Genomic DNA, 26,261 nt, shown 5'->3' with positions numbered 1-26,261 from the left:
AGGTGCCGCCCCGCACAGGGGCAACGCTAATACACCACCAACAAATCAAGGAAAGGCCAACACCCCGTCGAGAACAAGTAGATGCCGCCCCGCACAGGGGCAACGCATAGAGCACCGCGAACTCAAGAAAAAGGCCAAGACCCTAAAAGAACAACAACCAAAACCGCGCCCCTCCGGCACCCCCACTGCCCCTGCGGTAGAATTCAACCCTCCGTCCGGCGTCACCCACGACGCCCCTCTCCCCGAAGGTCATCGTCGATGCAAATTCAGATTCACAAGGAAGTCGATGCGCGCGGGCTGATGTGCCCGCTGCCCATTTTGCGCGCCAAGAAGGCGCTCGCCGACATGGAAAGCGGCCAGATTCTCAAGGTGCTGGCCACCGATCCCGGTTCGCAGCGCGATTTCGCCGCGTTCGCGAAGCAAACCGGCAATGAAATCGTCGAAAGCTCGGCGCAGGACAAGGTTTTCACTTTCCTGATGAAACGCCGCTGAAACCGGCGCACCGGCGTTCATGCCGGCCCAGTCTGCCGCCCAGAAAACAAAAAAGGCGCTGTGCCCGCGAAAGCGGGGCACAGCGCCTTTTTACTTAGCTTCGACGCCTAACGAAAGCCTGCCGGAAGAAAGCCGTTCAACCTTCCAGCACCGGCGAACGCGTGCGCAGATATTCTTCGAAATCCGCAGCCACTTCCGGGTGACGCAAGGCGAATTCGACCGTCGCCTTCAGATAACCCAGCTTGCTGCCGCAGTCGAAACGCGTGCCGTGATACTTGTACGCCAGCACCTGTTCGTCGGCGAGGAGCGACTGAATTGCGTCCGTCAGCTGCAATTCGCCGCCTGCACCCGGCTTCAACGCACGCAGATGTTCGAAGATGCGCGGCTTGAGCACGTAGCGGCCCACCACGCCGAGATTCGACGGCGCCACGTTCGGCTCCGGCTTCTCGACGATGCCCGACATCTTGATGATCGAATCTTCCCATTCCTTGCCGTCGACAATGCCGTACGACTTGGTTTCCTGCGCCGGGATCTCTTCGACGCCGATCACCGAGCTGTGATAGTGGTCGAACACCTCGATCATCTGCGCCATGACAGGCGGCGTTCCGTACAGCAAGTCGTCCGCGAGAATCACGGCAAACGGGTTGTCGCCCACCAGCTTCTCGGCGCACAGCACCGCGTGGCCGAGGCCGAGCGCCTCCGGCTGACGCACGTAGAAGCAATCCACGTGGCTCGGCTTGATGCTGCGCACGAGCTCCAGCAGCTTGTCCTTGCCGCGAGCCTCGAGTTCGGCCTCGATCTCATACGACTTGTCGAAATGGTCCTCGATCGCGCGCTTGCTGCGGCCGGTGACGAAGATCATTTCGGTGATGCCGGCCGCCATCGCCTCTTCGACCGCGTACTGGATCAGTGGCTTGTCGACGATCGGCAGCATCTCTTTCGGGCTCGCCTTCGTGGCAGGGAGGAACCGGGTGCCAAGACCTGCTACCGGAAAAACCGCCTTTGTAACTTTTAGCATGTGATTACCCTGAATCCTCTGGATTAGCTATCGGTCCTTGCCCGCCTCTTAGGGGGCGGGCATGGAGCGTCGATCAGACCGGCAAGCGCGCCAATTGGGCTTTCAGCTTGCCCACTGTGGCTTCGAATTCTGCCAGTCTTTTCTGCTCCTGCTCAACGACTGCCGGCGGCGCCTTTGCAACGAAACTCTCATTCTGCAATTTGCCGTTGCACTTGACGATTTCCGTGCTCAGCCGCGCAATCTCCTTCGACAACCGCTCGCGCTCGACTGCCACATCGATTTCCACCTTCAGCACGAGCTTGTCATTCCCTACGATAGCAATTGGCGCGCCATCTGCCTGCGCATCCAGCGTTGCCTCGTCGGCAATGATTTGCACCTCCGACAAACGGGCCAGTGCCTGTGCGTACGGAGCAAAGGTGCGCAAGCGCTCCGCGTTGCCGGTAGCGAGCAACGGCACCTTCACCGCCGGCGACAGATTCATTTCGCCGCGCAGATTCCGGCACGCATCGATCACTGCTTTCAGGTCGGCCGCCCACTGCTCGGCGTCTTCATCGATCTTCGACGGTTCGGCAACGGGGTAAGGCTGCACCATGATGGACGCTTCGCCCTCGGCTTTGCTCTCGGGGTAACGTCCGGCCAACGGCGCCACTTTTTGCCACAGCGCCTCGGTGATAAACGGAATCACCGGATGCGCGAGGCGCAGCACCGTCTCGAGCACGCGCAGCAGCGTGCGGCGTGTTGCGCGCTGCTGGTTCGGTTGACCCGTCTGGATCTGAACCTTGGCGAGTTCGAGATACCAGTCACAGTATTCGTCCCATACGAACTTGTATAGGGCGTTGGCCACATTGTCAAAACGATAGTCGGCGAAACCCTTGGCGATTTCCGCTTCCACCCGTTGCAGGCGCGAGACGATCCAGCGGTCGGCCGACGAGAAATTCAGGTGCCCGTCCGGGCCGCATTCACCGCATTGTTCCGGCTTGCCGAAGCCGCAATCGTGGCCTTCGCAGTTCATCAGCACGAAACGGGTGGCATTCCACAGCTTGTTGCAAAAGTTGCGATAGCCTTCGCAGCGCGCGAGATCGAAGTTGACGTTGCGCCCGAGAGTGGCCATGGAGGCCATCGTGAAGCGCAGCGCGTCGGTGCCGAACGCCGGGATGCCGTCGGGGAATTCCTTACGGGTCTTCTTTTCGATCGACGCGGCCTGCTTCGGGTTCATCAGGCCGGTGGTGCGCTTGGCGACCAGCGCGTCGAGGTCGATACCGTCGACGATATCGATCGGGTCGAGCGTATTGCCCTTGCTCTTCGACATTTTCTGGCCTTCGGCGTCGCGCACGAGACCGTGCACATACACCGTGTCGAACGGCACCTTGCCGGTGAAGTGCGTGGTCATCATGACCATGCGCGCCACCCAGAAAAAGATGATGTCGAAGCCGGTGACCAGCACCGACGACGGCAGGAAGTGCTTGAGTTCCTGCGTTTCATTCGGCCAACCGAGCGACGAGAACGGCACCAGAGCAGACGAGAACCACGTGTCGAGCACGTCTTCGTCGCGTTTGAGGGCGCCCGTGTAGCCGGCTGCCGCAGCCTTGGCGCGCGCGTCTTCTTCGGTCTTCGCCACGAAGATTTCGCCGTTTTCGCCGTACCACGCCGGGATCTGGTGGCCCCACCAGAGCTGGCGCGAGATGCACCAGTCCTGAATGTTTTCGAGCCACTGGTAGTAAGTGGTGGTCCAGTTTTCCGGCACGAACTTGATTTCGCCGCTGCGCACCACGTCGAGCGCCGTTTCCGCGATCGATTTACCGGGATTGAAGGTGCCTTCCGGCGCCGGCTTGCTCATGGCGACGAACCATTGGTCCGTCAGCATCGGCTCGATCACGACGCCCGTGCGGTCGCCGCGCGGCACCATCAGCTTGTGCGGCTTGACCGATTCGAGCGCGCCGAGCGCTTCGAGGTCGGCCACCACCTGCTTGCGGGCTTCGAAGCGGTCGAGGCCGCGGTATTTTTCCGGCGCGTTGTCGTTGATCTTCGCGTCGAGCGTGAGGATTTCGATTTGCGGCAGCTTGTGGCGCAGGCCGACCTGGTAGTCGTTGAAATCGTGCGCGGGCGTGACTTTGACGACGCCGGTGCCGAATTCGCGGTCGACATAATCATCCGCGATGATCGGCACTTCGCGGCCCGACAGCGGCAGCGTGACCGTCTTGCCGATCAGGTGCGCATAGCGTTCGTCTTCCGGGTGGACCATCACGGCGGTGTCGCCGAGCATGGTTTCCGGGCGCGTGGTGGCGACCGTCAGATGGCCCGAGCCGTCCGTGAGCGGGTACTGGATGTGCCAGAGCGAGCCGTTTTCTTCCTCGCTGACCACTTCGAGGTCGGAGACGGCGGTGAGCAGCACCGGGTCCCAGTTCACGAGTCGCTTGCCGCGATAGATCAGGCCCTGTTCATACAGGCGGACGAAGACGTCGCGCACGGCGGCCGACATTTTGTCGTCCATCGTGAAATATTCGCGCGACCAGTCGATCGAGGCGCCCAGACGCCGCACCTGATTCGTGATGGTCGAGCCGGATTGCTGCTTCCATTCCCACACGCGTTCGACGAACTTTTCGCGGCCGAGGTCGTGGCGCGAGACGCCTTGCGCGTCCAGTTGCCGTTCGACGACGATCTGCGTGGCGATACCCGCGTGGTCCGTGCCCGGCACCCACAGGGTGTTTTCGCCGAGCATGCGGTGGTAGCGGGTGAGGCCGTCCATGATCGTCTGGTTGAACGCGTGGCCCATGTGGAGGGTGCCCGTGACGTTCGGCGGCGGCAGCTGGATCGAGAAATCCTTTTTGTTCGGCTCGAAGGAGGGCGCCGCGTAGGCGCGCTTTTCCCATTCAGGGCCCCAGTGGGCTTCGATGGTATGGGGCTCGAAGCTCTTGGCAAGCGTGGAGGTGGTGTCGCTCGGGGTCTCGCTCATTGTGTCGGGTCGGCTGGTGAATGCAAAGAATGCTCGATTATAAGCGGCGCTCCGCGGCCAGGGATTTTTGCTGTTTTGAGACGCCGCTCGCGTGTGCGTCGGCGGCTTCGGCCTTTTTCGGGTCGTGCTCGGGCCGCTGGCCTCTCGGGGCTGTCGCGGACGGGCATTCGCGGCATGGCAGCTGCCGCCGCGCAAGCCGGAGCCGTCCGCGAAGACCGACATCGGGGTCGATACACCCAGGTACGACATCTCCGGACTTCGGCCATGCTGCAATGGGCCCGACAGCACGGCGCCTCTCCCATGTTTGCTGTCATTCTTTCCTTCATACGGAGTCTGGAAAAATGACGATATCCCCAGCAAGCGGTTGGACTTCTCCCGTCCGGGACGATTTTTCCAGGCAGAACAGAGAGACTGAAAAGCCCAAGCCGGTAGACCATGCGCCGCCGGATCCGACTCTCGCGCGACCGATAGCTGCGCTGGCGGCCGCGAAGCAGAGCGAAGCCCGTGCCCCTCGGCCGCGGTTTTCCACGTCAGCCGCTTTATCGTCGCGCCAGACATCCGGCGAGGCGCTCCTGGCGCATGTCGCACGATCGGGCCACGCGACGGGGAGAGGCGACACGCTGGAGGTGCCATCGGTTCAAAGCCGTTCCCCGAGGGCTGTATCCGCTCACGCCGGTGCCGTGGCAGGACGGGTTCCCCACGGCCTGAGCGGCACGCTTCCCGCTGCGGCCGCCGACCCGCAGCAGGCCACGCCAACCGCTCGCGCGCTGCCCAATGCGAGTCTGGAGGAGTTCAAGGCACTCAACACGAACTTCGACACGCTAGATGGCGAAGCTCACCGCAGCAGCGAGGCGAACTCCCGAATTGCGAAAAAAATTGAAGCCGGTATCCAGCAGGAAATGACCGGTTATCCGCCTCAGGTGATCCAGCTCCAGGAAAGACAAACGCACCTGCAAGGGATGCTGGCCGAGCTGCCGGATAGCGAACGTCAATTCTATAGTGGCGTTCTCGCGACATTGGGCGTGGCCTATCAGCTTGAAACCGATCAGGACAAACGCTACGCGATCAATGAGAAATTGACTGGCCTCGAGAACGCCGTTCGTGAGGGAGTCAGCCGGGTTCGCAACGATCCTGTCGAGCGGGTTCTGGGCCAATTCAACCCGCCCATGGGCGAGGCTTATCTGAACAAGGAAGACAGGGAGCGTGTCGGCCACCTTGCGACATTGCGCGAAGCATTCCTCGGGGCTGCGGACGCCGGCGAACGGGAGGACCTGTTCGCCGAAGCCAGCGACCTCAAAAGCAAACTGCAGGGGCGAATCTCGGTCGAAATCGGCAAACGCCAGCGCGTGGAAAACGCCCGTTGGAAAGAGGCCAACGGCGAAGTAGACCGCATTCTGCAGGAAGCACAGGCGCAGACCGATCCCGCCAGGCGCTACGAACTGATTGGCCGTCAACTTTTTCAGATCAACCCCGGCCAGGACGAGTTGAAGGATAAAGTCGTTCTCGCCTTTACCCAGCGCATGCACGACTCGCCGCAATGGCGGGACACGCTGGATATCTGGCACGATCAGGTCAGCGGCCCACTCAATGCGCATTCAGTCGGCGCGGCCAAACGATATACGGATATTCTCGGCGACCTGCCGCCGGTGAGCGCCGACTACGTGCGCGATCTCAGCGACCGGTACAACGCCGTCCTCAAGGACGTCACTTATAAAGACTATTCGATCACACCTGCGGCGCGCGCGGAAAAGACGGCCGGGCAAGTTCTGGAAGGCGTCGAGCGTGTGCTTCTCGGACTGACGCCTTTAGCGCCGCTGGCGGATCTCCAGCCTTCCACCCTGCCGGACAATGTCCGCATGGGGCTCGATTACGGTTCGGCGTTGCTGGGCTTGCTGGGAGGAGAAGGCTGGGGGATCGCCCGAGAAATCGGTCTTTCAGGTAAAGCGCTTTCCGCAGCGGCGCGGGATGCCGAGGCGGCCAATATGGCGGGAGAAGGAGGCGACTCGGCAGGCAGAGGTCTGATTCAGGCAGCGGGCGAAGGCATTCTCGAACGTCGACAGGCAGAACAGTCCTTGAGTCGCGACGCGCAGGCAGCGGAAAAAGCGTTGCGGGAGCAGACCGTTGCCGAGGCGGGTCCTGCGGTGGATCCGATCAGCCTGCTTGCGCGTCAGAGCGTGGGGGACAGCCCTTATGGATCAATGGCGAGCTATGCCGATCCTGGCGTCTCGTTGAAAGATCTCCGTCCGGGCTCGACCCCGGGGATCCTCGTGGATGCCAAAGGTGACCGGTATATCGAACTGGGCGGAGCGGCCTATCACGTCCGCTTTGACCGGGACACCGAAAGCTGGCGGGTGTTTAGCAAAGGAGCGGATTTGAAACCGCAATACCCCGTCCGCCTGAATGAGACATCGCACCAGTGGGAGCTTGATGGTGAGGTAGGACTGAGGGGCGGAGCCCCGGGGAAAAAAATGAGCCCTGAAGTCCGGCAGGAACTCATCAGACTATTGAAGGAAAAAGAGTTATCGATCGGCCAGATAGCAAAGAGATTCGGAATATCTGATTCAACAGTGAGAAGACTTGCGGATAACGAGAAAATCACCGGGGTTCGGGCCGTCTACAAGCCTAAAGTACCTGTCACAGATGAAATGCGACGAGAGGTTATCAAGCTGCTGAGAGAAGGCCAGTTGTTACAGGTCCAGATAGCCAATCAACTGGGAATTTCGGAAATGACGGTCAGCAGGATTGCTGCGGTTGCCGGCATCAGGTCAATAGCCAGACGCGCGTTTCCTCAACGGGCAATCACGCCGGAACTTCGACTGAAAGCCATTCAACTATTAGAGAAGGGCGAGCTGTCCCATAGACAAATAGCACGCGAATTGGGGATCTCCCTTTTTACAGTGAACAATATCGCGAAGAAACAGAATATCCCGCTTACCGCCGCGGCCTCCCTGCGCAATCTGAAAACGTCACCGGGAGACCGTGAGAAGATCATCGAGCGACTCAAGGAGGGAATGACGAGCCGGGAAATAGTCGCGCAGACCGGTGCATCTCAATCGAACGTGTCGTTGATTGCCAGGCGGGCGGGCCTAGCTCCTCCGCTGCCGAAGGGCGTTACGCCCGAGCAGATCGACCAGATATTCGCACTGAACGACCAAGGGAAAAACACCGGCGAAATCGCCGGTGCAGTCAAGTTGTCGAGGGGTAAGGTCAGAGACGTTCTTGCGAATTACAACGCCAATACCTACAAAAGGTCGTGGTGGGATACGACGCCGGAAAACCGCACAGCGGCGATCCAGCAACTGGACGAGGGCAAAACGTCCAGAGAAGTTGCCCGGGACCTGAATCTTCCACTTGAAACGGTACGGGGGGTGGCCAATGAGCACCGGATGGCAAGGGATTCGCTGGCGAGCGAACTTCTAGCCAAAGGCAAATCTCCTGAAGAGGTGGCTGACTCCCTGGACATGCATCCGGAATATGTGAGGCGCCTGACGCACGGCGGACCCGAGAGTACACACGACCTACATTTCACGTCGAAAGACCGGGATGCGGCAATGGACATGTTCGAAAAGGGTTATGACAAAGAGGAGGTTGCCAGAAAACTCGGCATCTCCCCATGGAAGGCACGCAGTCTTGTGAAGGAATTCCAGACGCAAAGCATGCACTCTGTCACGTCCGAGCAACTCGACGATATCGCGCGAATACTCAGCAACGTGAACTACAGCCTGACGACCGGCGATTTCGCCCAGGCAACCGCCTTGCCCGAGAGCACGATCGCGCTCGTCGAGCAGGAATATGCGGGTGGCTTCATAGCGCCCTCGCGGTCGCCTCAACCGGGCACGTCCTCTGCCATGTCGCCGGGTGCCATCTACCATTACGAATGGATTCCTCCACTCTCGCCGGAGCAGGAAATCGAGGCAGTTCGTGCAATGAATGAAGGCGATAGTCTCGAGGACGTGGCTGCGCAACTCAAGCAACCTTACGCGGCGATTGAGCGTTTGCACGAGGGGGATCTGCCCCTTCTCGCGCCGCAGGACGAAGCCATTGACGCCTCCCCGGCAGCACTGCCTCATCCGGCCACGACTGCGTTCAGCGAAGCGGATCGAACCGAGATTCGAATTCTGGCGCAAAGGAGCGGCGTGAGCGCGTCATTCATTGCCAATCTGATTGGCGCACCCGTGGAAGACGTTCAGACAATATTGGACTCGACTCCCTGAGCACTCCGACATCAAATGAGAAAGCGCTTGCCAGGTGTCGGGCGCGTCTCATGGCGGGGCCGCGCAGCGGCGCGCCCGAACAGGCATGGACAAACGCGCCGCGACGACAAAAAAGCCATTCCTCCCGGGGGCATATAATGTCGAACGATCTGCCGCCCCTCCAGAAAAATGCCCGACCTGCTAGCCAATCTAAACCCCGAACAACACGCCGCCGTCACGCTCCCCAACGAGCCGGCGCTCATTCTCGCCGGCGCGGGGAGCGGCAAGACCCGCGTGCTCATCACGCGTATTGCGTGGCTGATCCAGCACGGGCTGGCGTCGCCCGCCACGATTCTGGCGGTGACCTTCACCAACAAGGCTGCCCGCGAAATGATGTCGCGTCTGTCGGCGCTCCTGCCGATCGACACGCGCGGCATGTGGATCGGCACCTTCCACGGTCTGTGCAACCGCATGCTGCGCGCGCATCATCGCGACGCGGGCCTGCCGGCCACTTTTCAGATTCTCGATACCGCGGACCAGCTCTCCGCGATCAAGCGTTTGATGAAGGGCCTCAATATCGACGATGAAAAGTATCCGGCGAAAAATCTCCAGTACTTCATCAACAACGCGAAGGAACAAGGGCTGCGGCCGAAAGACGTCGACGCCACCGACAACTTCAACCGCAAATTCGTCGAACTCTACGAGGCCTACGACCAGCAGTGCCAGCGCGAAGGCGTCGTCGACTTTCCTGAACTGCTGCTGCGCTGCCATGAACTGCTCGCGCACAATCCGCCGCTGCGCGCCCACTATCAGGCGCGCTTCAGGCACATTCTGGTCGACGAGTTCCAGGACACCAACAAGCTGCAATACGCATGGCTCAAGCTGCTGGCGGGCCAGACCAATTCGATCTTCGCGGTCGGCGACGACGACCAGTCGATCTACGCCTTCCGCGGCGCGAACGTCGGCAACATGCGCGACTTCGAACACGAGTTCAACGTGCGCCACCTGATCAAGCTCGAGCAGAACTATCGCTCGCACGGCCATATTCTCGACGCCGCCAATCAGCTCATCGCCAACAACTCGCGGCGGTTGGGCAAGAATCTGCGTACTGACGCGGGTCACGGCGAACCGGTGCGCGTGTATGAATCCGCGACCGATACGCAGGAAGCCGGCTGGATCGTCGAGGAAATCAAGGCGCTGATCAGCACCGGCACGTCGCGCAGCGAGATCGCGATCCTGTACCGCAGCAACGCCCAGTCGCGCACGATCGAGCACACGCTGGTCAACGCGGGTATCGCCTACCGCGTGTACGGCGGCTTGCGCTTTTTCGAGCGTCAGGAAGTCAAACACGCGCTCGCCTATCTGCGCCTGATCGACAATCCGAACGACGACACCGCGTTCGCGCGCGTCGTCAATTTCCCGACACGCGGCATCGGCGCGCGGTCGATCGAACAGCTCGCGGACGCGGCGCGTCTGTACAACTGCTCGATGGCCGCGGCGATTCCGTATGTGGCGGGCAAGGCGGGTTCGAGTCTCGCGGGCTTCGCCAATCTGGTCGGCAAGATGCGCGCGGAAACGCAGCAGATGAGCCTGCCGGAAACCGTCGAGTACGTGGTTCGCACAAGTGGTCTATCGGAGTTCTATCAGAACGAACGCGAAGGCCAGGACCGGCTGGAAAACTTGCAGGAACTGGTCAACGCGGCCGCGGCGTTCGTCAGCGAAGAGGGCTACGGCATGGACACGCCGGCGCGCTCCATTCCGCTGCGCCCCGGCGCGACCGCCGCCCCCGAACTGGTGGTTGCCACGGACGACCCGAATACCGTCGTGCTGGACGCACCCGGCATCGCCGATCCGGCGCAAAACCCGGACACCATGACGCCGCTCGCCGGTTTTCTGTCGCACGCGTCGCTCGAAGCGGGCGACAACCAGGCGCAAGCCGGCCAGGAAGCCGTGCAACTCATGACAGTGCACGCGGCCAAGGGCCTCGAGTTCACGGCGGTATTCATCACCGGTCTCGAAGAAGGGCTGTTCCCGCACGAGAACAGCGCGATGGAATCGGACGGTCTGGAAGAAGAGCGCCGCCTGATGTACGTCGCGATTACGCGGGCGAAGGAGCGCTTGTATCTGTCGTTCGCGCAAAGCCGCATGCTGCACGGCCAGACCCGTTACAACATCCGCTCGCGCTTCTTCGACGAACTGCCGCAGGAAACGCTCAAGTGGCTCACGCCGAAGGTCGAGGCGGGTGCGCGCTGGGGAGGCCGTTCGGACAACGCGGGCTATGGGCGTGACTGGTTCGCGCGGCCGGGTTATACGGGACCGGCATCGTCGACGCCCGCGCAGTTGCCTGCGTTCGCTAATGAACAGCGTGCGGCGGAAACGGGTTTCCGGGTCGGCCAGCAGGTATTCCACACCAAGTTCGGCGAAGGCACGATTACCGCGCTCGAAGGCGGCGGCACCGACGCGAAGGCGCAAGTCAAATTCAAACGGCACGGCGAGAAGTGGCTGGCACTCGCCGTCGCCAAACTGCAGGCGGTGGAATGAGCGGGGCGGGCATGGGCACGCCGGAGATGAGCGGGGCCGGCATGGGCACTCCGGAGATGGGCGGGGCCGGCGCGGGAGCGGCTGACGCGGGCACGATGGCCGCGCGCACGTCCGCGATCGACCCGAGCCTCGGTGGCGCTTCGGTTTCGCATCGGCCGCTCGGGATTCTGGCGGCTTTGCCGCAAGAACTCGGCGATCTGCTCGAAGCAATGCGCGCCGAGGCCGGCGTGCGCACCATCACGCACGGTCAGCGCGACTATCACCTGGGCACCGTGCACGGTGCGCCATGCGTGGTCACGCTGGCGCGCGTCGGCAAGGTTGCGGCGGCGGCCACGGTCAGCGCCCTGATCCATGCGTTCGACGTCGAAGCCATCGTGTTCACCGGCGTGGCCGGCGGCGTCGGGGCCGAGGTGCGGGTGGGCGATATCGTCGTCGCCGACACGCTGCTTCAGCACGATCTCGACGCGTCGCCGTTGTTTCCGCGTTTCGAAGTGCCGTTGCTGGGCGTCTCGCATTTCAGCGCCGACGCGGCGCTCGCCGCGCAGCTCGCCGCGGCCTGCGAATGCTTCGTCGCGGAAGATGGCGCGGCCTCGGCGGCGCGTTTCGGCACGCGCGAGCCGCGCGTGCATCGCGGTCTCATCATCAGCGGCGATCAGTTCGTGGCGAGCGCCGCGGGCGTTCGGGCTTTGCGCGAGGCGCTGCCGAACGCGCTCGCCGTGGAGATGGAAGGCGCGGCAATCGCGCAGGTCTGTCACGAATACGGCGTGCCTTGCGCGGTGGTCCGCACGATCTCGGATACCGCCGACGATCATGCGCCAGCGTCTTTCGTGTCGTTTCTCACGGAGATCGCCGGGACATATTCGAACGCGATTCTGACGCGGTTTCTGCAAGCGCGGATTTCAGAGGGCTGATGATCGGCGTCGAACGCGTATTGGCGCCACCGACCGCAACGGCGGGCATCGACCCACCGCACCCACCGCGCACGTTCCCGGCTATTTAACCCCGGCGTCGTCCAGCGCTTCGCGCACCTGCTGCAATGCCGACGGATCTTCAATGGTCGGCAAGTCGCCTGGCTCGCGGCCTTCGGCGAGTGCCGCAATCGCGCGGCGCAGCAGCTTGCCGGAACGCGTCTTGGGCAGCATCGACACCACCACGACCCGCGTGGGCCGCGCAATTGCGCCGAGCTGGCGGTCCACCGTCGCCATCAGCTCGGTTTCCAGCTTGCTGCGCTTCCTGGCGTCCGCGTAAGCCTGCGCGTCGCGCAGCACCACGAAGGCCATCGCCGCCTGGCCTTTTAACGCGTCCGTCACGCCGACCACCGCGACTTCCGCGACGGCCGCGTGGCTCGACAACGCCTCCTCGATCTCACGCGTGCCAAGCCGATGGCCGGCGACGTTGATCACGTCGTCGGTGCGGCCGAGGATCGTCACGTAACCGTCTTCGTCCTGCACGCCCCAGTCGAACGTTGAATAGACCTGCTGGTTCGGCACACTCGACCAATACGTGCTGACGAAGCGCCGGTCGTCGCCCCACACCGTCGACATGCAGCCCGGCGGCAGCGGATAGGCCAGCGTGAGCACGCCCTTTTCGCCGGGCGGGCAAGGCTCGCCGGTCAACTCATTGCGCAAGGTCAGATTGAAACCCGCCGACGGCACGCCCGGCGAGCCGAGCCTGGTGGGCAGCGCTTCGACACCGCGCGGAATGGCGAGCATCGGCCAGCCGGTCTCGGTCTGCCAGTAGTTGTCGATCACCGGCTTGCCGAGCGCGTCGGAGATCCATGCGGCGGTCGGTTCGTCGAGCGGTTCGCCGGCGAGGAACAGCGTGCGCAGGCTAGACAGATCGGCCTTCTTCAGGAACGCCGGGTCCTGCTTTTTCAGCACCCGCAAGGCGGTCGGCGCGGTGAACATCAGATTGATCTTGTGATGCTCGACGAGCCGCCACCAGATGCCGCCGTCCGGACGAATCGGCGTGCCTTCGTACATCACCGTGGTGAGGCCCGCGATCAGCGGTGCGTAGACGATATAGCTATGGCCGACCACCCAGCCCACGTCCGACGCGGTGAACATCGTGTCGCCCGGCTTGCCCTGGAAGATATGCTCCATCGACGCCGCCAGCGCGACCGCATAGCCGCCGACGTCGCGTTGCACGCCCTTCGGCTTGCCGGTCGTGCCCGACGTGTACAGCACATAGGAAGGCTCGTTCGATTCGAGCCACTCGCACGGCACGTGGGCATCGAAGAACTTTTCGCGCAGCGGCTCGTAGGCGACCAGGTAGCTGGCGTTCAGGCGCTCGGGCGCTAGCTGCCGGTCGATCAGCAAGACGCGCGGCGTCTTGTGGTTCGCGCGTGCGAGCGCTTCGTCCATCAGCGGCGTGTAGTCGATCACCTTGCCGCCGCGTGCGCCCGCGTCGGCGGTGACGATCAGCACGGGCTTCGCGTCGTCGATGCGGGCCGCGAGGTTGGGCGCCGCGAAGCCGCCGAACACCACCGAATGAATCGCGCCCAGCCGCGCGCAGGCGAGCATCGCGAACAGCGCCTCGGGGATCATCGGCAGATAGAGCAGGACCACGTCGCCGCGCTTGACGCCGAGCGAGCGCATGACGGCGGCCATCCGGTTAATCTCGGCGTACAACTCGGCGTAGGTGTAGCGCCGCTCGATGCCGGTTTCCGTCGAGACATAGACCAGCGCGTTCTGCTGCGCGCGCTCGACCAGATGCCGGTCCACCGCGTTATGACACAGATTCGTACGACCGCCGACGAACCAGCGCGCGAACGGCGGATTCGACCGGTCGAGCACCGTATCGAACGGCGTCTGCCAATGGATGCGCCGCGCTTCTTCGCGCCAGAATGCTTCGGGATGCTCGATCGAACGGCGGTGGAAGTCGCGGTAGCTGGTCATCTGCGGCGATCCTTCTGCTGCGTGAGTGAATGCATGTCGGCGCGCGTCGCCGTGCGGCGCTGCGCTGCGCGAGGACAAGGCGGGTATCCGCACAAGCATAGAGCAGGGGTGGCTCGGCGGACAACGCGGGTTCACCATGAGCGACGCGGTGCGCTGTCGGACGTGGCAAGGGGCCGCGTCACTGATACGTCGCAGTCCCCGAGTTCACGCCAGGATAAAGACAAAGAAAAAGGCGCCGAAGCGCCTTTTCTCATCAGACCTGAGGTCGGAATGTCTTCATGCCTTCGCGCGCTTGCCTTCCACATCCGGCAGAAACACCGTCAGCACGCCGATCAACGGCAGGAACGAGCAGACCTTGTAGACATACGTGATGCTGGTGGCATCGGCCAGTTGCCCGAGCACGGCCGCGCCGATCCCGCCCATGCCGAACGCGAAGCCGAAGAACAGGCCCGCCACCATGCCCACCTTGCCGGGGATCAACTCCTGCGCATACACGAGGATCGCCGAGAAGGCCGAAGCCAGCACCACGCCGATGATCACCGTCAGCACACCGGTCCAGAACAGATTGGCGTAGGGCAGCAGCAGCGTGAAAGGCGCCACGCCGAGAATCGACACCCAGATCACATACTTGCGGCCGATCCGGTCGCCGATAGGTCCGCCGATCACCGTGCCCGCCGCCACCGCCGCGAGGAACACGAACAGATGGACCTGCGCAGCCTGCACCGGCAGATGGAATTTGTCGATCAGATAGAAGGTGAAGTAGCTGTTGATGCTGGCGAGATAGAAGTACTTCGAGAACACCAGCAGAATCAGCACGCCCATTGCGAACATGACGTTGTTGCGCGAGAGCGTGGCATGACCGGCCGCGCCGCGCGCTTTCTTCACCGACGGATGCTGCTTGTACCAGCGACCGATCTGCGTCAGCACGACGATCGCGACGAGCGCCGCCACCGAAAACCACGCAATGCTGCGCTGGCCGTGCGGAATCACGATCAACGCGGCGAGTAGCGGCCCGAGCGACGAACCCGCGTTGCCGCCCACCTGGAACAGCGACTGCGCAAGTCCGTGACGGCCACCCGACGCCATGCGCGCCACCCGCGACGATTCCGGATGGAACACCGACGAGCCGCAGCCGACCAGCGCCGCCGCGACCAGCAGCACGCCGAAATTGGGCGCGACCGACATCAACAGTAGCCCGGCGAGCGTGAAGCCCATGCCGACGGGCAGCGAATACGGCTTCGGATGCTTGTCCGTATAAATGCCGACGAGCGGTTGCAGCAGCGACGCGGTGATCTGGTAAGTCAGCGTGATCAGGCCGATCTGTCCGAACGACAACGAGAAGTTGTCTTTCAGCATCGGGTAGATCGCGAGGATCAACGACTGGATCATGTCGTTGAGCAGATGCGAAAAGCTGATTGCGCCGAGCACGGAGTAGACCGTGCGTTGGACCTTGACGGCCGGCTGCGCAGCGGTGGTGGTGGCGGTTCCGGCGCCGGCTGGTGCGCCGGCGAGGGCGCTTTTATCGAGGCTCGTTTCCATACGCTAGATGAGAGAGGAGAAAGAGTGATCTGACGCCGCCGATGTGGTTCAAACACCGTTTTCAGCGCTGCGGCATTTCGACGCGGTTTTTTTGCGAAGTCAGCTATTTGTCGCAGTTTAATGTGGCCTGAGCGAATTGTAAGGACAAGTTTTGTCGCGAATCGGACATGCGATGTTGATGAGGGCCGGCGTGAGGGCGTCGGAATCGCGCGCCGCGCGCACCCCGGCGGTGCAAAAACAATTGTGTCGGCCTGAGCACGCGCGCACGGCCTCTCGTCTGATAAATGCCAACCCGACGATTTTTGGCCATGTATAAAACCGATCGCGGGCGCGCGGCTTACGAGGCGGCGCGTCGAGGACCGGGCGACATACGATCGGCATTTCGCGAGCGACGCTAAAGATCGCAGACGTTTATGCCGTTGACCCGGAGAGATGAGCAGCAATGCCGGAACCGACCTTTCCGGCAGTTCTACACGTGGGGACGGGGAATATGAAAGCAGTTTCGCTGGGTAGCCAGACGGGCGCGGGATTCGTACCGGAGGGAGAAGCGGCTGGCAAAACGCCGCCACAGGGCGAGCGCAGCCGCTCGCGGGCGGTCAGGCTCAAGGGTTTGTCGGTGAAGGCAATGCTGCGCCTCGCGTTTGCCGTGCTGCTGATCGGTACGCTGCTGATCGGCGTGTTTTCGCTGACCCAGATCAGCCGCCTGAATGCATCGGCACAATCCATCTACGATCAGGGGCACGTTGCCAGCCGTGCGGCCGAAGAGGCACGCGGCTACATGCTGCGCGCGAGCCGCGCGCAGAAAATGCTGCTCACCGCGACCACCGCGAAAGAGCGCGACGATCTCGGCGCCGATATCGAAACGGGCCTGAGCGGTCTCGCTTCGCAACTCGGCACGCTGCAGCAGTACGTCGACACTTCCGACGCGAAGGCGGTCGACCAGCAGAAGAAATTTGCCGCCGCCGTGACGGCGTGGAGCGGCCATCTGCGCGACTTCGTGACGCTCGTGAAAGCGCAGCCGCTCGACCTGTCGCAGATGAACTGGCAGGTCGGCACGCAGGACGTGTCGCTGCTGGTCGAAACCGGCAAGCTCGAAAAACTCGTCGATGAACTCGTCGCGCAGCGCGGCACCGCAGCGAAGGCGACCATCGAGGCATCGAGCTTTATTTACCATTCGTCGTTCGTGATGATCGCGTTGGCGACGCTCGGCCTGATCGTGCTCGCGTTCGGTATCAGCGAGTGGGTGGTGCGACGCCTTGCCGGTCAGCTCGGCGGCGAGCCGGCGTACGCGAAGGAAATCGCCAGCCGGATCGCGGCGGGCGATCTGTCCGTCGATATCGCGCTCGGCCGCAAAGACAAGTCGAGCATGCTGTTCGCGCTGAACGACATGCAAAGCGGCCTCGCGACGACGGTCGCCGACATCGCCTCGAGCGCGGACGCGATCGCGACGGCATCGGGCGAGATTTCGATGGGCAACCTGGATCTGTCGCAGCGTACCGAGCAACAGGCGATGGCGCTCGAACGCACGGCGACCAGCATGGAGCAATTGACTTCGACGGTGCGCCAGAATGCCGACAATGCGAAGCAGGCGAGCACGCTCGCCAACAACGCGTCGGAGATCGCGGAGAAGGGCGGCGAGGTGGTGAGCCGCGTGGTTGCGACGATGAACGAGATCAACGATAGCGCGCGCAGTATCGGCGACATCATCGGCGTGATCGAGGGGATCGCGTTCCAGACCAATATTCTTGCGTTGAACGCGGCGGTCGAGGCAGCGCGTGCCGGTGAGGAAGGGCGCGGATTTTCCGTGGTCGCCGCGGAAGTGCGTAATCTGGCTCAACGTAGTGCGGCGGCGGCCAAGGAGATCAAAGGTTTGATCAGTACGTCGGTCGAGCGGGTGAGCAATGGCTCGACGCTTGCCCAGGACGCCGGGCAAACCATGGACGAGGTCGTCAAGGCGGTGAAGCGTGTGACCGACATCATGGGTGAAATCTCGGCGGCTTCGTCCGAGCAGAGCGCAGGGATCGAGGAGATCAACCTCGCGGTCACGCAGATGGATGCCGGGACGCAGCAGAATGCGGCGTTGGTGGAGCAGGCTACCGCGGCTGCCAGGTCGCTGGATGATCAGGCACGCGGGCTGAAGGTGATGGTGGGTAAGTTCAGGTTGTGAGCGCGGGTGAAGCGATCCTCGTAGAGGATCGCGACCTGGAACCCGTCCGCATTTTTGCGTGCGAGGCGGCTGGTGGATTTACCCGCGTGCGTTGGTGAAGCGCTCGCTAACCAACCGCGACATCCCCGAAACATACCTAAAAGCATGCAAGCAAAAATTAGCTTGCCTTACCACTCCCGGGCGTAACCACAACCGTACAGGTAATCCCCGCCGCCAGCACGACATTGTCGGGCACCGAATCGATCTTCACCCGCACGGGCACGCGCTGCGCCAACCGTACCCAGTTAAAAGTCGGATTCACATCGGCAAGCAGTTCACGGCTCTCAGGATTGTCCCGATCATAAATGCCGCGAGAAATACTCTCGACGTGCCCCTGCAGCGTGCCACCGCTCATCAACCGGACTTCAGCCTTGTCGCCAACGCGCACATGCGGAAGCTTGGTTTCCTCGAAGTACCCGTACACCCAGAACGAATGGCTATCGACAATCGCCAGCTTCGCGGAACCCACCGTCGCATAATCGCCGCGAAACACGCTCAGATTCGTGACATACCCGTCGACCGGTGACACGACCCGCGTGCGCTCGAGATTCAGCTTGGCCGCGTCGAGCGTGGCCAAAGCCTGCTGATAAGACGCCTCGGCAGCCGAAGCAGTGTGAGTCGCGTTCTCGCGGTTCTCTTTCGACACGACCAGCGCATCCATATCGGCACGCCGTTGCGCGTCATCGCGCCTCATCTGCAACTCGGCCTTTCGCGCGGCAACCGCGGCCTGCGCCTGTTCAACCGCGAGCGCATAGTGCGACGGGTCGATCTGCATCAACAGGTCGCCTTTCTTCACGAGCTGATTGTCCTTCACCGGCAGATCGACGATCGCCCCGGAAACATCCGGTGCGATATTCACGATCTCGGCGCGCACGCGACCGTCGCGTGTCCACGGTTCATCCATGTAATGAACCCACAGCACGCGTCCAATCAAAATCGCGACGATAAAAATAACGGCTGTCGCGACGAAGCCCACAATATTTCGGATGGTCATGTTTCGACTCTGATCAACGATAAACGGCGAGACCCAGCACGCCGCAAACACACACGAGCAAGCTGGCCCGGAACAAGGACGGATGCCACACCACGCGATACAGGCCCGTATGGGCGATCACGCGGTCCAGCACCCACGTAAGCGCGGCGCCTGCGATGAACAGCAACACGATGGCCGGGATGTACGCGTCCAGAACGGCGATATCACGTGGCATGACGAACTCCTTCTGACGCGCCGGCACGTCCGCTCATCAACGATTCAAGCGGCGATTGCGGATCGAGCAGCGCGGTACGAATGAAATGCAGTTGACTCAAAATGCGTTGCAGTTGGTGCCGCTCTTCACGCGGCGGCGCGAAAGCGACCAGCATCTGCTGAAGCGCGGTGATAGCGTCGGTGGTTGCGGCGAGCGCGCTGTCGAAGCGGTCTTCACGCGGCCGCTCGAATAGCGCGGCCAGCGCGTCGCGCATGGTGCGCAGCGAGGCGCGCCACGGCATCGACGGCGCATAACGCGCGTCGGCAGGCAGCGTGGCCAGTTCGCGGCGCAAGTCGATCACCGCGTTGCCCACTTCGAGCACCGAGAAGAGCCAGCGCAACGTATCGCGTTTCAGCTCGGGCTCGTGTTGCGCGAGCGCGTTGATCTGGAACATCAGATCGCGCGCGCCGCTCTCGAAGCGCGAGCGCACCCGGCGCATGCCCGCGCGGCTCGCCAGCACCACCTGGCGGCGCAAATCCATCAGCAGGCGGTTGCGCAGCCACGGAGTGGAAGGCGGCAGCAACACCGCGAACGCGATCGAGGCCACCAGCATCGACAGCACGAGCGCCATCGCGTCGTTCATGAAACTGCTCGGGTCGTAGTGAATCACGTTGTCCGGGCCGGCGAGGAAACAGAAGAAGATGCAGTAGCCGACGCCATAGCCGGCCAGCGCGGGCCGTGTGGTCATGAACACGCCGAGCAGCAGGAAAGGCGCGAGCGCGGCGCACAGCAGCGGGAAGCCGTCGATGTGCGGAAACACGCCGAACACCGCGATCATTCCCATCACCGTGGCGACCAGCGTGCCGGCGGCCATCTGGAACGCGGTGCGTTTCGGATTCGGCGACGACGACGCCAGCGCGCACACCGCCGCGGCGTTCAGCGTCAGGGTCGAACCGCTCGGCCACGCGGTCGCGATCCAGAACGCGCCGAGCACCATCATCACGATGGCGGCGCGCACGCCCGAGACGCTTGCCGCAATCGCGTTCGTTTTCGGTTCGTAACGTTCGACCCAGCGCTCGCGCTCGTGCGTATCGACGGAGAGCGATGCGTACGTGGCGGCATATGCGTGCAGGTCATCGATAAAGCGATACAGCAGTTCGGCGCCGGTGTCGAAGTCGAGCAGCGGGGCGTCGGGATGCGCTTCCAGTTCCGCTCGCGTCGCGCGCACGCGTTTGGGCAACTCGGCTTTGAAGGCCTCGAGTTGCGCGGCGGCGTGAACGGCGTCGGCGGCGCTCAGCACGGGTTCACCGGATTTCGCGAGCAGCGGGGCGATTTCCCGGAAGTACGGCTCGAGCGCATCGACAGCGATCGCCGCGCCGCTGGTGTTCGCGTCGCGCAAGCGATTCATCAGCTGATGCAGCGCGTGAAAGCGCGTCGAGGCGGTCATGAACTCGCTGTTCAGGCGCGCGAGGCGGCCGCCGCGCATGCGCGAGTCGGGACCCTCGAACACGGCCACGCTGCGCGCCGCTTCGAAGCCGACGATGTCGGCGACAAAGCGCGCATTGGTCGCTTCGATCTGCGCGCGGTCATTGTGGCCGGCGAGCGACGCCGACACATACTCGACGAAGGCCGAGAAACGTGCGCGCACGGTGCCGCGCATCTGCAAGCCGGCGAACTGCGGAAACACGAGGCCACTCACGGCGCCCGCGCAGATAATGCCGACCACCACTTCGGCCACTCGCGTGAGCGCGCTCAGAAACGCGCCGTCCGGGTGCTGCGAAGCGGGAATGCCGATCAGCGCGGCGGTGTAGCCCGCCAGCACGAAACCGTACGACCTGAAGTTGCGGTTGCGCGCGGCGCCCGCCGTGCAGATGCCAACCCAGATCGCGGTCGTGACAATGAACAGTTCCGGCTGCTGCGCGAACAGCCCGATTAACGCGAGCATCACGACGAGACCGACGAGCGTGCCGCAGATCCGGTAGAAGCTCTTTGCGAACACCATGCCGCTTTGCGGCTGCATCACGATGAACACGGTGGTCATTGCCGTGCGCGGCTGCGGCAGGTCGAGCTTCATCGCGACGCCGAGAGCGAGGAAGCAGGCGGCGAGCGCTTTGAACAGATAGATCCACGTCAGACCGTCGTTACGCGCCCAGTCGGCGGCGGCCGCGTAATACGCTGCGAACGACGCCGGACGCGGCGCGGAAAAAGGAGAAGCGGACATGATCAGCTTCCCGACCTGGCGGGTTTGGCCGGCTCGGCGCTGGCGGTCGAACCGGGCGCGACCGTCTTACCCTTGCCATGCGCCGGCAGCGTTTCTTTCGCCAGCGGACCGTTGGCCGGGTCGTCGAGTCCACCGCCCAATGCCGTGACCAGTGAGGCATGCGCGCCGAGCCGTTCGGCCTGGATCCTGGCCACGCCTTCCTGTGCGTGCAGCAACTGGTTTTGCGCGATCAACACGTTCAGGTAGTCGGTCAGACCGCGCCGATAACCTTCGCGCGACAGATCGTAGTTCTTGCGGGCGGTCGCGACTGAGCGGTCGGCGTCGTCGGCTTGGGTCGCGAGCGAGCGGATCCGGATCACCTGATCGGAAATGTCCTTGAGCGCGCCGACAATCGACTGGTTGTAACGGTCGACGGCTTCGTCATAGCTCGCCGAGGCTGCGCCGAGTTGCGAACGCAGGCGGCCGCCGTCGAGGATGGGCAGCGACAGCGCGGGCCCCGCGCTCCAGCTATGCGACGGGTTCTTTAGAAACTGGAACAGCGGCCCCATTGCCGCATATCCGCCGATCGACGCCAGCAGGTTGATGTCCGGATAGAAGTCGGCTTTGGCCACGTCGATGCCGCGTGCCTGCGCCGCGACCGTCCAGCGCGCCGCGACCACGTCCGGCCGGTGGCCGATCAGGTCGGCGGGCAGGGCGCTCGGCAGGCCGGCCGGCGCGTTCAGCGAAAGCGTCGGACGCTGGATCGAATCACCCGCGCCCGGACCTTTGCCGGCCAGCGCGGCCAGCTGATTGCGGCCAAGCGCGATCTTTTCTTCGATTTCGTCGATCTGGCGTTCGTATTCGGGCAACGGCGTTTCGGCCTGGCTCACTTCCAGCTGCGTACCGATGCCGCCTTTCAGGCGCCGGCTGGCCAGGTCCACGATCTGCTGCTGTTGCTGCAAGGTGGACTTGGCGATGTCGAGGAGCGCGTAGTTCAGCGACATCTCGATGTACGTGCGCACCACGTTGTTTTCCAGCTCGAGCTGGGCGGCGCGGGCATCGGCTGAGCTCGCGTGGGCGGCGTCGAGCGCGCGCTCGGCGGCGTTCTTGTCCTTGCCCCAGATATCGAGGTGATACGACAGGCCGAGCGTGCCGGTGTTGTTCCACGATTGCTCGCCCGCGAGCGGGCCGGGACCGTAGTACAGGTTGTCCGCCCACTTCTGGCGCTGGATCGACAGGCTGCCGTTGACTTGCGGCGACAACGCCGCACGGGCGACACCCGCCATCGACATGGCTTCGCGCACGCGTGCCTGGGCGGCCGCGAGGCTCGGGTTGCCCGCTTGCGCGGCGTCGATCCACTCGTTGAGTTGCGGATCGTTATAGGCGCGCCACCAGTCGACGGCCGGCCATTGGGCGTCCGCATTGGCGGCGCGGATCGCGTTGCCCGCGTCGAGCGAAGCGGGCTGGACTCCGCTCGCTTGCGGCGCGACGCCTCCGGTACTGGCACAGCCGGCGATTGTTAATAGGATCGTAAGAACCGCGGCTGCGGCGATCCCTTTCGGTACCGGAGACTGCACGATTTCCTCCAGAAATGACTATAGAAGCATGTGCGTCATTATATTTTTTGATCAATTGCGGAATAACCGGTAAAGATGCAAGGCATTTTTACGCGATATGAGACAATCGCCTTTGCGAATCGTGTAACAATCGCTTCCGATCACAAGGGAAAGTTATGGATACGCTTCAAAACATGCGCGTATTTGTCCGCGTCGTCGAAGCGGGCAGCTTTACGGGCGCCGCGCAGCATCTGAACACGACCACCGCATATGCGTCGCGCGCGGTGTCCGATCTGGAAGCGCACCTGCGCACGCGCCTGTTGAACCGCACGACGCGCCGCATCGCGCTGACCGAGGCCGGCGAGCGCTACCTGCAGCGCTGCGAGCAGATCCTCGCGTACGTGGATCAGGCGGAAGCCGAGGCGAGCGACGCCCACGCCCGCCCGTCCGGCAAACTCAAAGTCCACGCAATGACGAGTTTCGGCCAGCACTACGTGGTGCCGGCCGTAGGCCGCTATCAGGAGCGCTACCCGGAAGTGCAGATCGAACTGACGCTCGCGCAGCGCATGCCCGATCTGCTCGACGAAGGTTTCGACGTGTCGCTCACGCTCGCCACCGGTCTGCCGGATTCGGGGCTGGTGTCGCAGCGCATTGGCAGCGCGTTCAGCATCGCGTGCGCGTCGCCCGCCTATCTGGAGCGGCGCGGTGTGCCGCAAACGCCCGCGGACCTGGTGCGCCACACCTGCCTGCAAATGGTCACGCCGGTTTTCCCGACCGACAAATGGACCTTCGACGGCCCGAACGGCGAGGAAACCATCGCCCTCGGCCCGACCACCTTCCAGGTGAACGTGGCCGAAGCCATGGCGGTGGCCGTGTCGAGTGGCATGGGCGTCGGGCTGATTCCGATCTACTCGGCGATCAGCGGTTTGCGAAGCGGCGAACTGGTGTGGTTGCTGCCCGAATACACGTCGCAGGAGATGAATCTGTACGCGTTGTATCCGTCCCGGCAATATCTGGACGCCAAGATCCGTACGTGGGTCGAGTTCCTGCGAGATGAACTGCCTGCTACGCTGGCTGCGGATCAGGCGGAATTGCGCGAATTCGCGCGGACCTGAGATAAGGCGCGCGTCTTTGGCAATCCTTGAACGGTTGACCGGGCGGCGGGCGGTGCAGTGACCGCCTGTTACATAAGTGCCGCGCCGCAACATTTCCTTACTTTCGCCGCCCGATCGATTTGCTAACGTGTCGTTCATGCGCTGCGGTAGTAGACCGGGGGCGCTCAGTTCGCCGCGGTTCGGCAATATTGCAACAACAGAAGTACGAGGGATTCATGGATACGCATCTGATGATTGGCGTGGCCGTCATGATTGGCTTGATCGGGATTGCCGCTTCGCGCGATCTGCTGCGCCGGTTGCGCGAGCAGCAGCCGCAACTGGTGCCGATCAAGGTCGAGCGCCCGGATCTGAAGGCACAGCGGCGCGGCCGTTGAGTTTCGCCGAGGCGCCTGTCTAGCAGGCGCCGTTTATTCGGGCGGCGGCGCGCAGTTTGGTTCGGGGTGCGTGGGTTGTCCGCGCTTGTTGCTCGCTTCTTGCTTGCTTCTTGCTCCTTTCCTGGCTTATATCGGGTTAAGTGCGGCGATCGCGCCGTTGGCTCATGCTGCTTTGCGGTTCGGGCTTATGTTTGGGCTTACGTCAGGCACCGGTTTTCAGTTTATTGCCGCGATCAGACCCGGTTCGTCATTGAGCGTGCGGTCCACCTCGTGGCTCACCCGGTGCCAGCGGAAGCGCCCGGCGGCCAGGCCCGCGCTGCGTGTCAATTGCTCGAGTTCGTCGAGCGGCAAAGCGGGATCCAGCCAGCGGCGGGCCGCTTCCGAAGCGAATGCCAGCGGACGGCGATCGTGCACATCGACGAGACCCGTATCGGCGATGGCCGTCACTATCACCATTCCCATGCCTTCCGTTTGTGGTTCCGTGCCGCGCACGCTCGATAGCGCCGCGAGATACATGGGAGCATCGCTTTTCAGATGCACGAAGTAGGGCTGACGGATCGGCGGTTCGTCCGCTCTGTCCTTGCTCTGCGCGATGGCTGTCACAGGCGTGGTTTCCACGCGCCATTCGAACCAGCCGTCCGCAGGCACCAATACGCGCCCGGTCTTCCACAGTTCCTTGAAGTAGCGCCCGTTCGGCGCGGCGTCCGCGCGCGCGTTGATGGTCTGCGGCAAATGCTGTTCGCGTGCCCAGTCGGGACGATATCCCCAGTGGATTGCGCGCACCGTCTGATCCGGGTACACCGTGAGCGGGTGTGTGCCTGGAGCGAGGTTGTAGCCGGGACGCCGGTCGGCGGCGTCGAAAAGCATGAGTGGATCGGCGAGACCAAGGTGCTCGGCGTAGAAATGCGGATCGCGGTACTGGCTGATTCGACCACACATGAGCGACCTCCGGAGACGACCAGCCTGGGTTGCGACCGCTGCGGTTCGATAACTTCACTAGCGTAGCGCCTGCCGGGCGGGCTCGCTATTCAGATCGGCCCGAAGGTGGTCTGCCTGCTGGGGCGACAGGAGCGGGGTTAGGCTGGTCCGGGCTACCTGAACTAGCCGAGCTACCCGACCTACTCAAGCCAACCCGCGGCACCTTCAGCGGCCGCTAAATCTCAACGACTTTATCCCACGCAAACAGCGGATTCTCCAGCAGCCCGGTGCGCCGGTCGAGATACCCGCGCGGATTGCACACCACGCGCGTGCCGTTCACGCGGTAGTCGAACGGCGTATGCGTGTGCCCATGAATCCATAACGCGACCGGCGGCCCCACGAGATCCGGCAAGTGATTGACGAAGCCCGCCGACACGCGGTCTTCCGCGTAACGTTCGGCCAGACTCAGCCGATGCGGCGCATGATGCGTGACGACGATCGTCTTGCCGCCGAACGGTTTGGCGAGTTCGCCTTCGAGCCAGGCCCGCGCCTGCCGGTGCAGCGCGAGCGAATCGTCGGGTGTGAAGTCGCGCGTTGCATCGTGGGTGTCGTGCGGCCAGTTCATCTGGATCAGCCCGCGAAAATCGAGCATGACCCGCCGCGACGCAGCGATCGACTCCGCGAGCGTATCGGCGTCGTTTCCGTATAAGGCGAAGTCGGTCCACAAGGTCGTGCCGAGCACGCGCCACCGGCCTTGCGGGTCGACCAGCGCCGCATTGTTCAGCACGTGCACATTGTCGACCTGCGCGGCCGCGTCGTGGAGCGCGGCTTCGAGCGCGCCGAACTCGCCGTCGTAGTACTCGTGATTGCCGGGCACGTAGACCACTGGCACGGCGCCGTCGAAAGTCTGCGCGGCCCAGCGCGGTCCGGCCGCGTGGTTGTGGATGTCGCCCGCCAGCACGATCAGATCCGCCTGCGCATGCGGGATCAGCTCGGGCTCGTCATTTTCCAGATGCAGATCGGACAGCACTCGAATCTTCACGACCACGACTCCTGCAAGGGGCTTCGCAAG

General features: G+C 63.1%; 17 protein-coding genes. 7 read left to right on the top strand and 10 right to left on the bottom strand.

Annotation, left to right across the window (positions count from 1 at the left end):
* The first annotated feature begins 264 nt into the window (after positions 1-264).
* Complete coding sequence (locus tag P0D70_RS29445) at positions 265-492, top strand: sulfurtransferase TusA family protein (protein ID WP_041746333.1); 228 nt, start codon at positions 265-267, stop codon at positions 490-492.
* 136 nt (positions 493-628) lie between these two features.
* Here the strand turns inward: P0D70_RS29445 and galU are convergent, their stop codons facing one another.
* Both galU and P0D70_RS29435 read right to left on the bottom strand, forming a co-directional pair.
* Entirely contained in the window at positions 629-1,510 is an 882-nt protein-coding gene (galU, locus tag P0D70_RS29440) for a UTP--glucose-1-phosphate uridylyltransferase GalU (protein ID WP_091792656.1), read from the bottom strand.
* A 73-nt stretch (positions 1,511-1,583) separates the two neighbouring features.
* Entirely contained in the window at positions 1,584-4,463 is a 2,880-nt protein-coding gene (locus P0D70_RS29435) for a valine--tRNA ligase (protein ID WP_408187033.1), read from the bottom strand.
* Positions 4,464-5,143: 680 nt separating this feature from the next.
* Here P0D70_RS29435 and P0D70_RS29430 point away from each other — a divergent pair.
* The 3 genes from P0D70_RS29430 to P0D70_RS29420 all read left to right on the top strand — a co-directional run bounded on the left by P0D70_RS29430 (position 5,144) and on the right by P0D70_RS29420 (position 12,108).
* Entirely contained in the window at positions 5,144-8,677 is a 3,534-nt protein-coding gene (locus tag P0D70_RS29430; RefSeq protein ID WP_408187032.1) for an ArsR family transcriptional regulator, read from the top strand.
* A 168-nt stretch (positions 8,678-8,845) separates the two neighbouring features.
* Complete coding sequence (locus P0D70_RS29425) at positions 8,846-11,197, top strand: UvrD-helicase domain-containing protein (RefSeq protein ID WP_091792659.1); 2,352 nt, start codon at positions 8,846-8,848, stop codon at positions 11,195-11,197.
* A gap of 95 nt (positions 11,198-11,292) precedes the next feature.
* Positions 11,293-12,108, top strand: a complete 816-nt coding sequence (locus P0D70_RS29420) for a 5'-methylthioadenosine/adenosylhomocysteine nucleosidase (protein WP_408187035.1) — start codon at positions 11,293-11,295, stop codon at positions 12,106-12,108.
* An 81-nt stretch (positions 12,109-12,189) separates the two neighbouring features.
* Here the strand turns inward: P0D70_RS29420 and P0D70_RS29415 are convergent, their stop codons facing one another.
* Positions 12,190-14,094, bottom strand: a complete 1,905-nt coding sequence (locus tag P0D70_RS29415) for a propionate--CoA ligase (RefSeq protein WP_408187031.1) — start codon at positions 14,092-14,094, stop codon at positions 12,190-12,192.
* 276 nt (positions 14,095-14,370) lie between these two features.
* The gene (locus tag P0D70_RS29410; RefSeq protein WP_408187030.1) at positions 14,371-15,633 is read right to left on the bottom strand and encodes an MFS transporter; all 1,263 of its coding nucleotides are present in this window, start codon (positions 15,631-15,633) and stop codon (positions 14,371-14,373) included.
* A gap of 490 nt (positions 15,634-16,123) precedes the next feature.
* Here P0D70_RS29410 and P0D70_RS29405 point away from each other — a divergent pair, with 490 nt between their 5' ends.
* Positions 16,124-17,800, top strand: coding sequence for a methyl-accepting chemotaxis protein (locus P0D70_RS29405; protein ID WP_408187029.1), 1,677 nt, complete (start codon positions 16,124-16,126; stop codon positions 17,798-17,800).
* A 157-nt stretch (positions 17,801-17,957) separates the two neighbouring features.
* Here P0D70_RS29405 and P0D70_RS29400 read toward each other — a convergent pair whose 3' ends face one another.
* The 4 genes from P0D70_RS29400 to P0D70_RS29385 are packed head-to-tail and all read right to left on the bottom strand — an operon-like array spanning position 17,958 to position 22,803.
* Positions 17,958-18,833 carry an efflux RND transporter periplasmic adaptor subunit gene (locus P0D70_RS29400; RefSeq protein WP_091792663.1) on the bottom strand — a complete coding sequence of 292 codons (876 nt, stop codon included), beginning with the start codon at positions 18,831-18,833 and terminating at the stop codon, positions 17,958-17,960.
* 13 nt (positions 18,834-18,846) lie between these two features.
* Positions 18,847-19,047, bottom strand: coding sequence for a DUF1656 domain-containing protein (locus tag P0D70_RS29395; RefSeq protein WP_011489172.1), 201 nt, complete (start codon positions 19,045-19,047; stop codon positions 18,847-18,849).
* A complete protein-coding gene (locus tag P0D70_RS29390; protein ID WP_408187028.1) occupies positions 19,037-21,247 on the bottom strand; it encodes an FUSC family protein in 2,211 nt (736 codons plus the stop codon). Before P0D70_RS29390 ends, P0D70_RS29395 begins: the two co-directional genes overlap by 11 nt.
* A gap of 2 nt (positions 21,248-21,249) precedes the next feature.
* Complete coding sequence (locus P0D70_RS29385) at positions 21,250-22,803, bottom strand: efflux transporter outer membrane subunit (RefSeq protein ID WP_091792665.1); 1,554 nt, start codon at positions 22,801-22,803, stop codon at positions 21,250-21,252.
* Positions 22,804-22,958: 155 nt separating this feature from the next.
* Between P0D70_RS29385 and P0D70_RS29380 the strand changes: the two genes are divergently transcribed.
* Both P0D70_RS29380 and P0D70_RS29375 read left to right on the top strand, forming a co-directional pair.
* Entirely contained in the window at positions 22,959-23,897 is a 939-nt protein-coding gene (locus P0D70_RS29380) for a LysR family transcriptional regulator (protein WP_408187027.1), read from the top strand.
* A gap of 215 nt (positions 23,898-24,112) precedes the next feature.
* Complete coding sequence (locus P0D70_RS29375) at positions 24,113-24,271, top strand: hypothetical protein (RefSeq protein ID WP_408187026.1); 159 nt, start codon at positions 24,113-24,115, stop codon at positions 24,269-24,271.
* Positions 24,272-24,487: 216 nt separating this feature from the next.
* Here the strand turns inward: P0D70_RS29375 and P0D70_RS29370 are convergent, their stop codons facing one another.
* The gene (locus tag P0D70_RS29370; protein WP_091792667.1) at positions 24,488-25,210 is read right to left on the bottom strand and encodes an SOS response-associated peptidase; all 723 of its coding nucleotides are present in this window, start codon (positions 25,208-25,210) and stop codon (positions 24,488-24,490) included.
* A 214-nt stretch (positions 25,211-25,424) separates the two neighbouring features.
* Entirely contained in the window at positions 25,425-26,231 is an 807-nt protein-coding gene (locus P0D70_RS29365; RefSeq protein WP_408187025.1) for a metallophosphoesterase, read from the bottom strand.
* Positions 26,232-26,261: the final 30 nt, after the last annotated feature.

The sequence above is a fragment of the Paraburkholderia sp. RL17-381-BIF-C genome, from assembly GCF_046026435.1.
In the GTDB taxonomy this organism is placed as follows: domain Bacteria; phylum Pseudomonadota; class Gammaproteobacteria; order Burkholderiales; family Burkholderiaceae; genus Paraburkholderia.
Note: the sequence above shows the minus strand (reverse complement) of the source record. Positions and strands in the feature narration are given on the sequence as shown.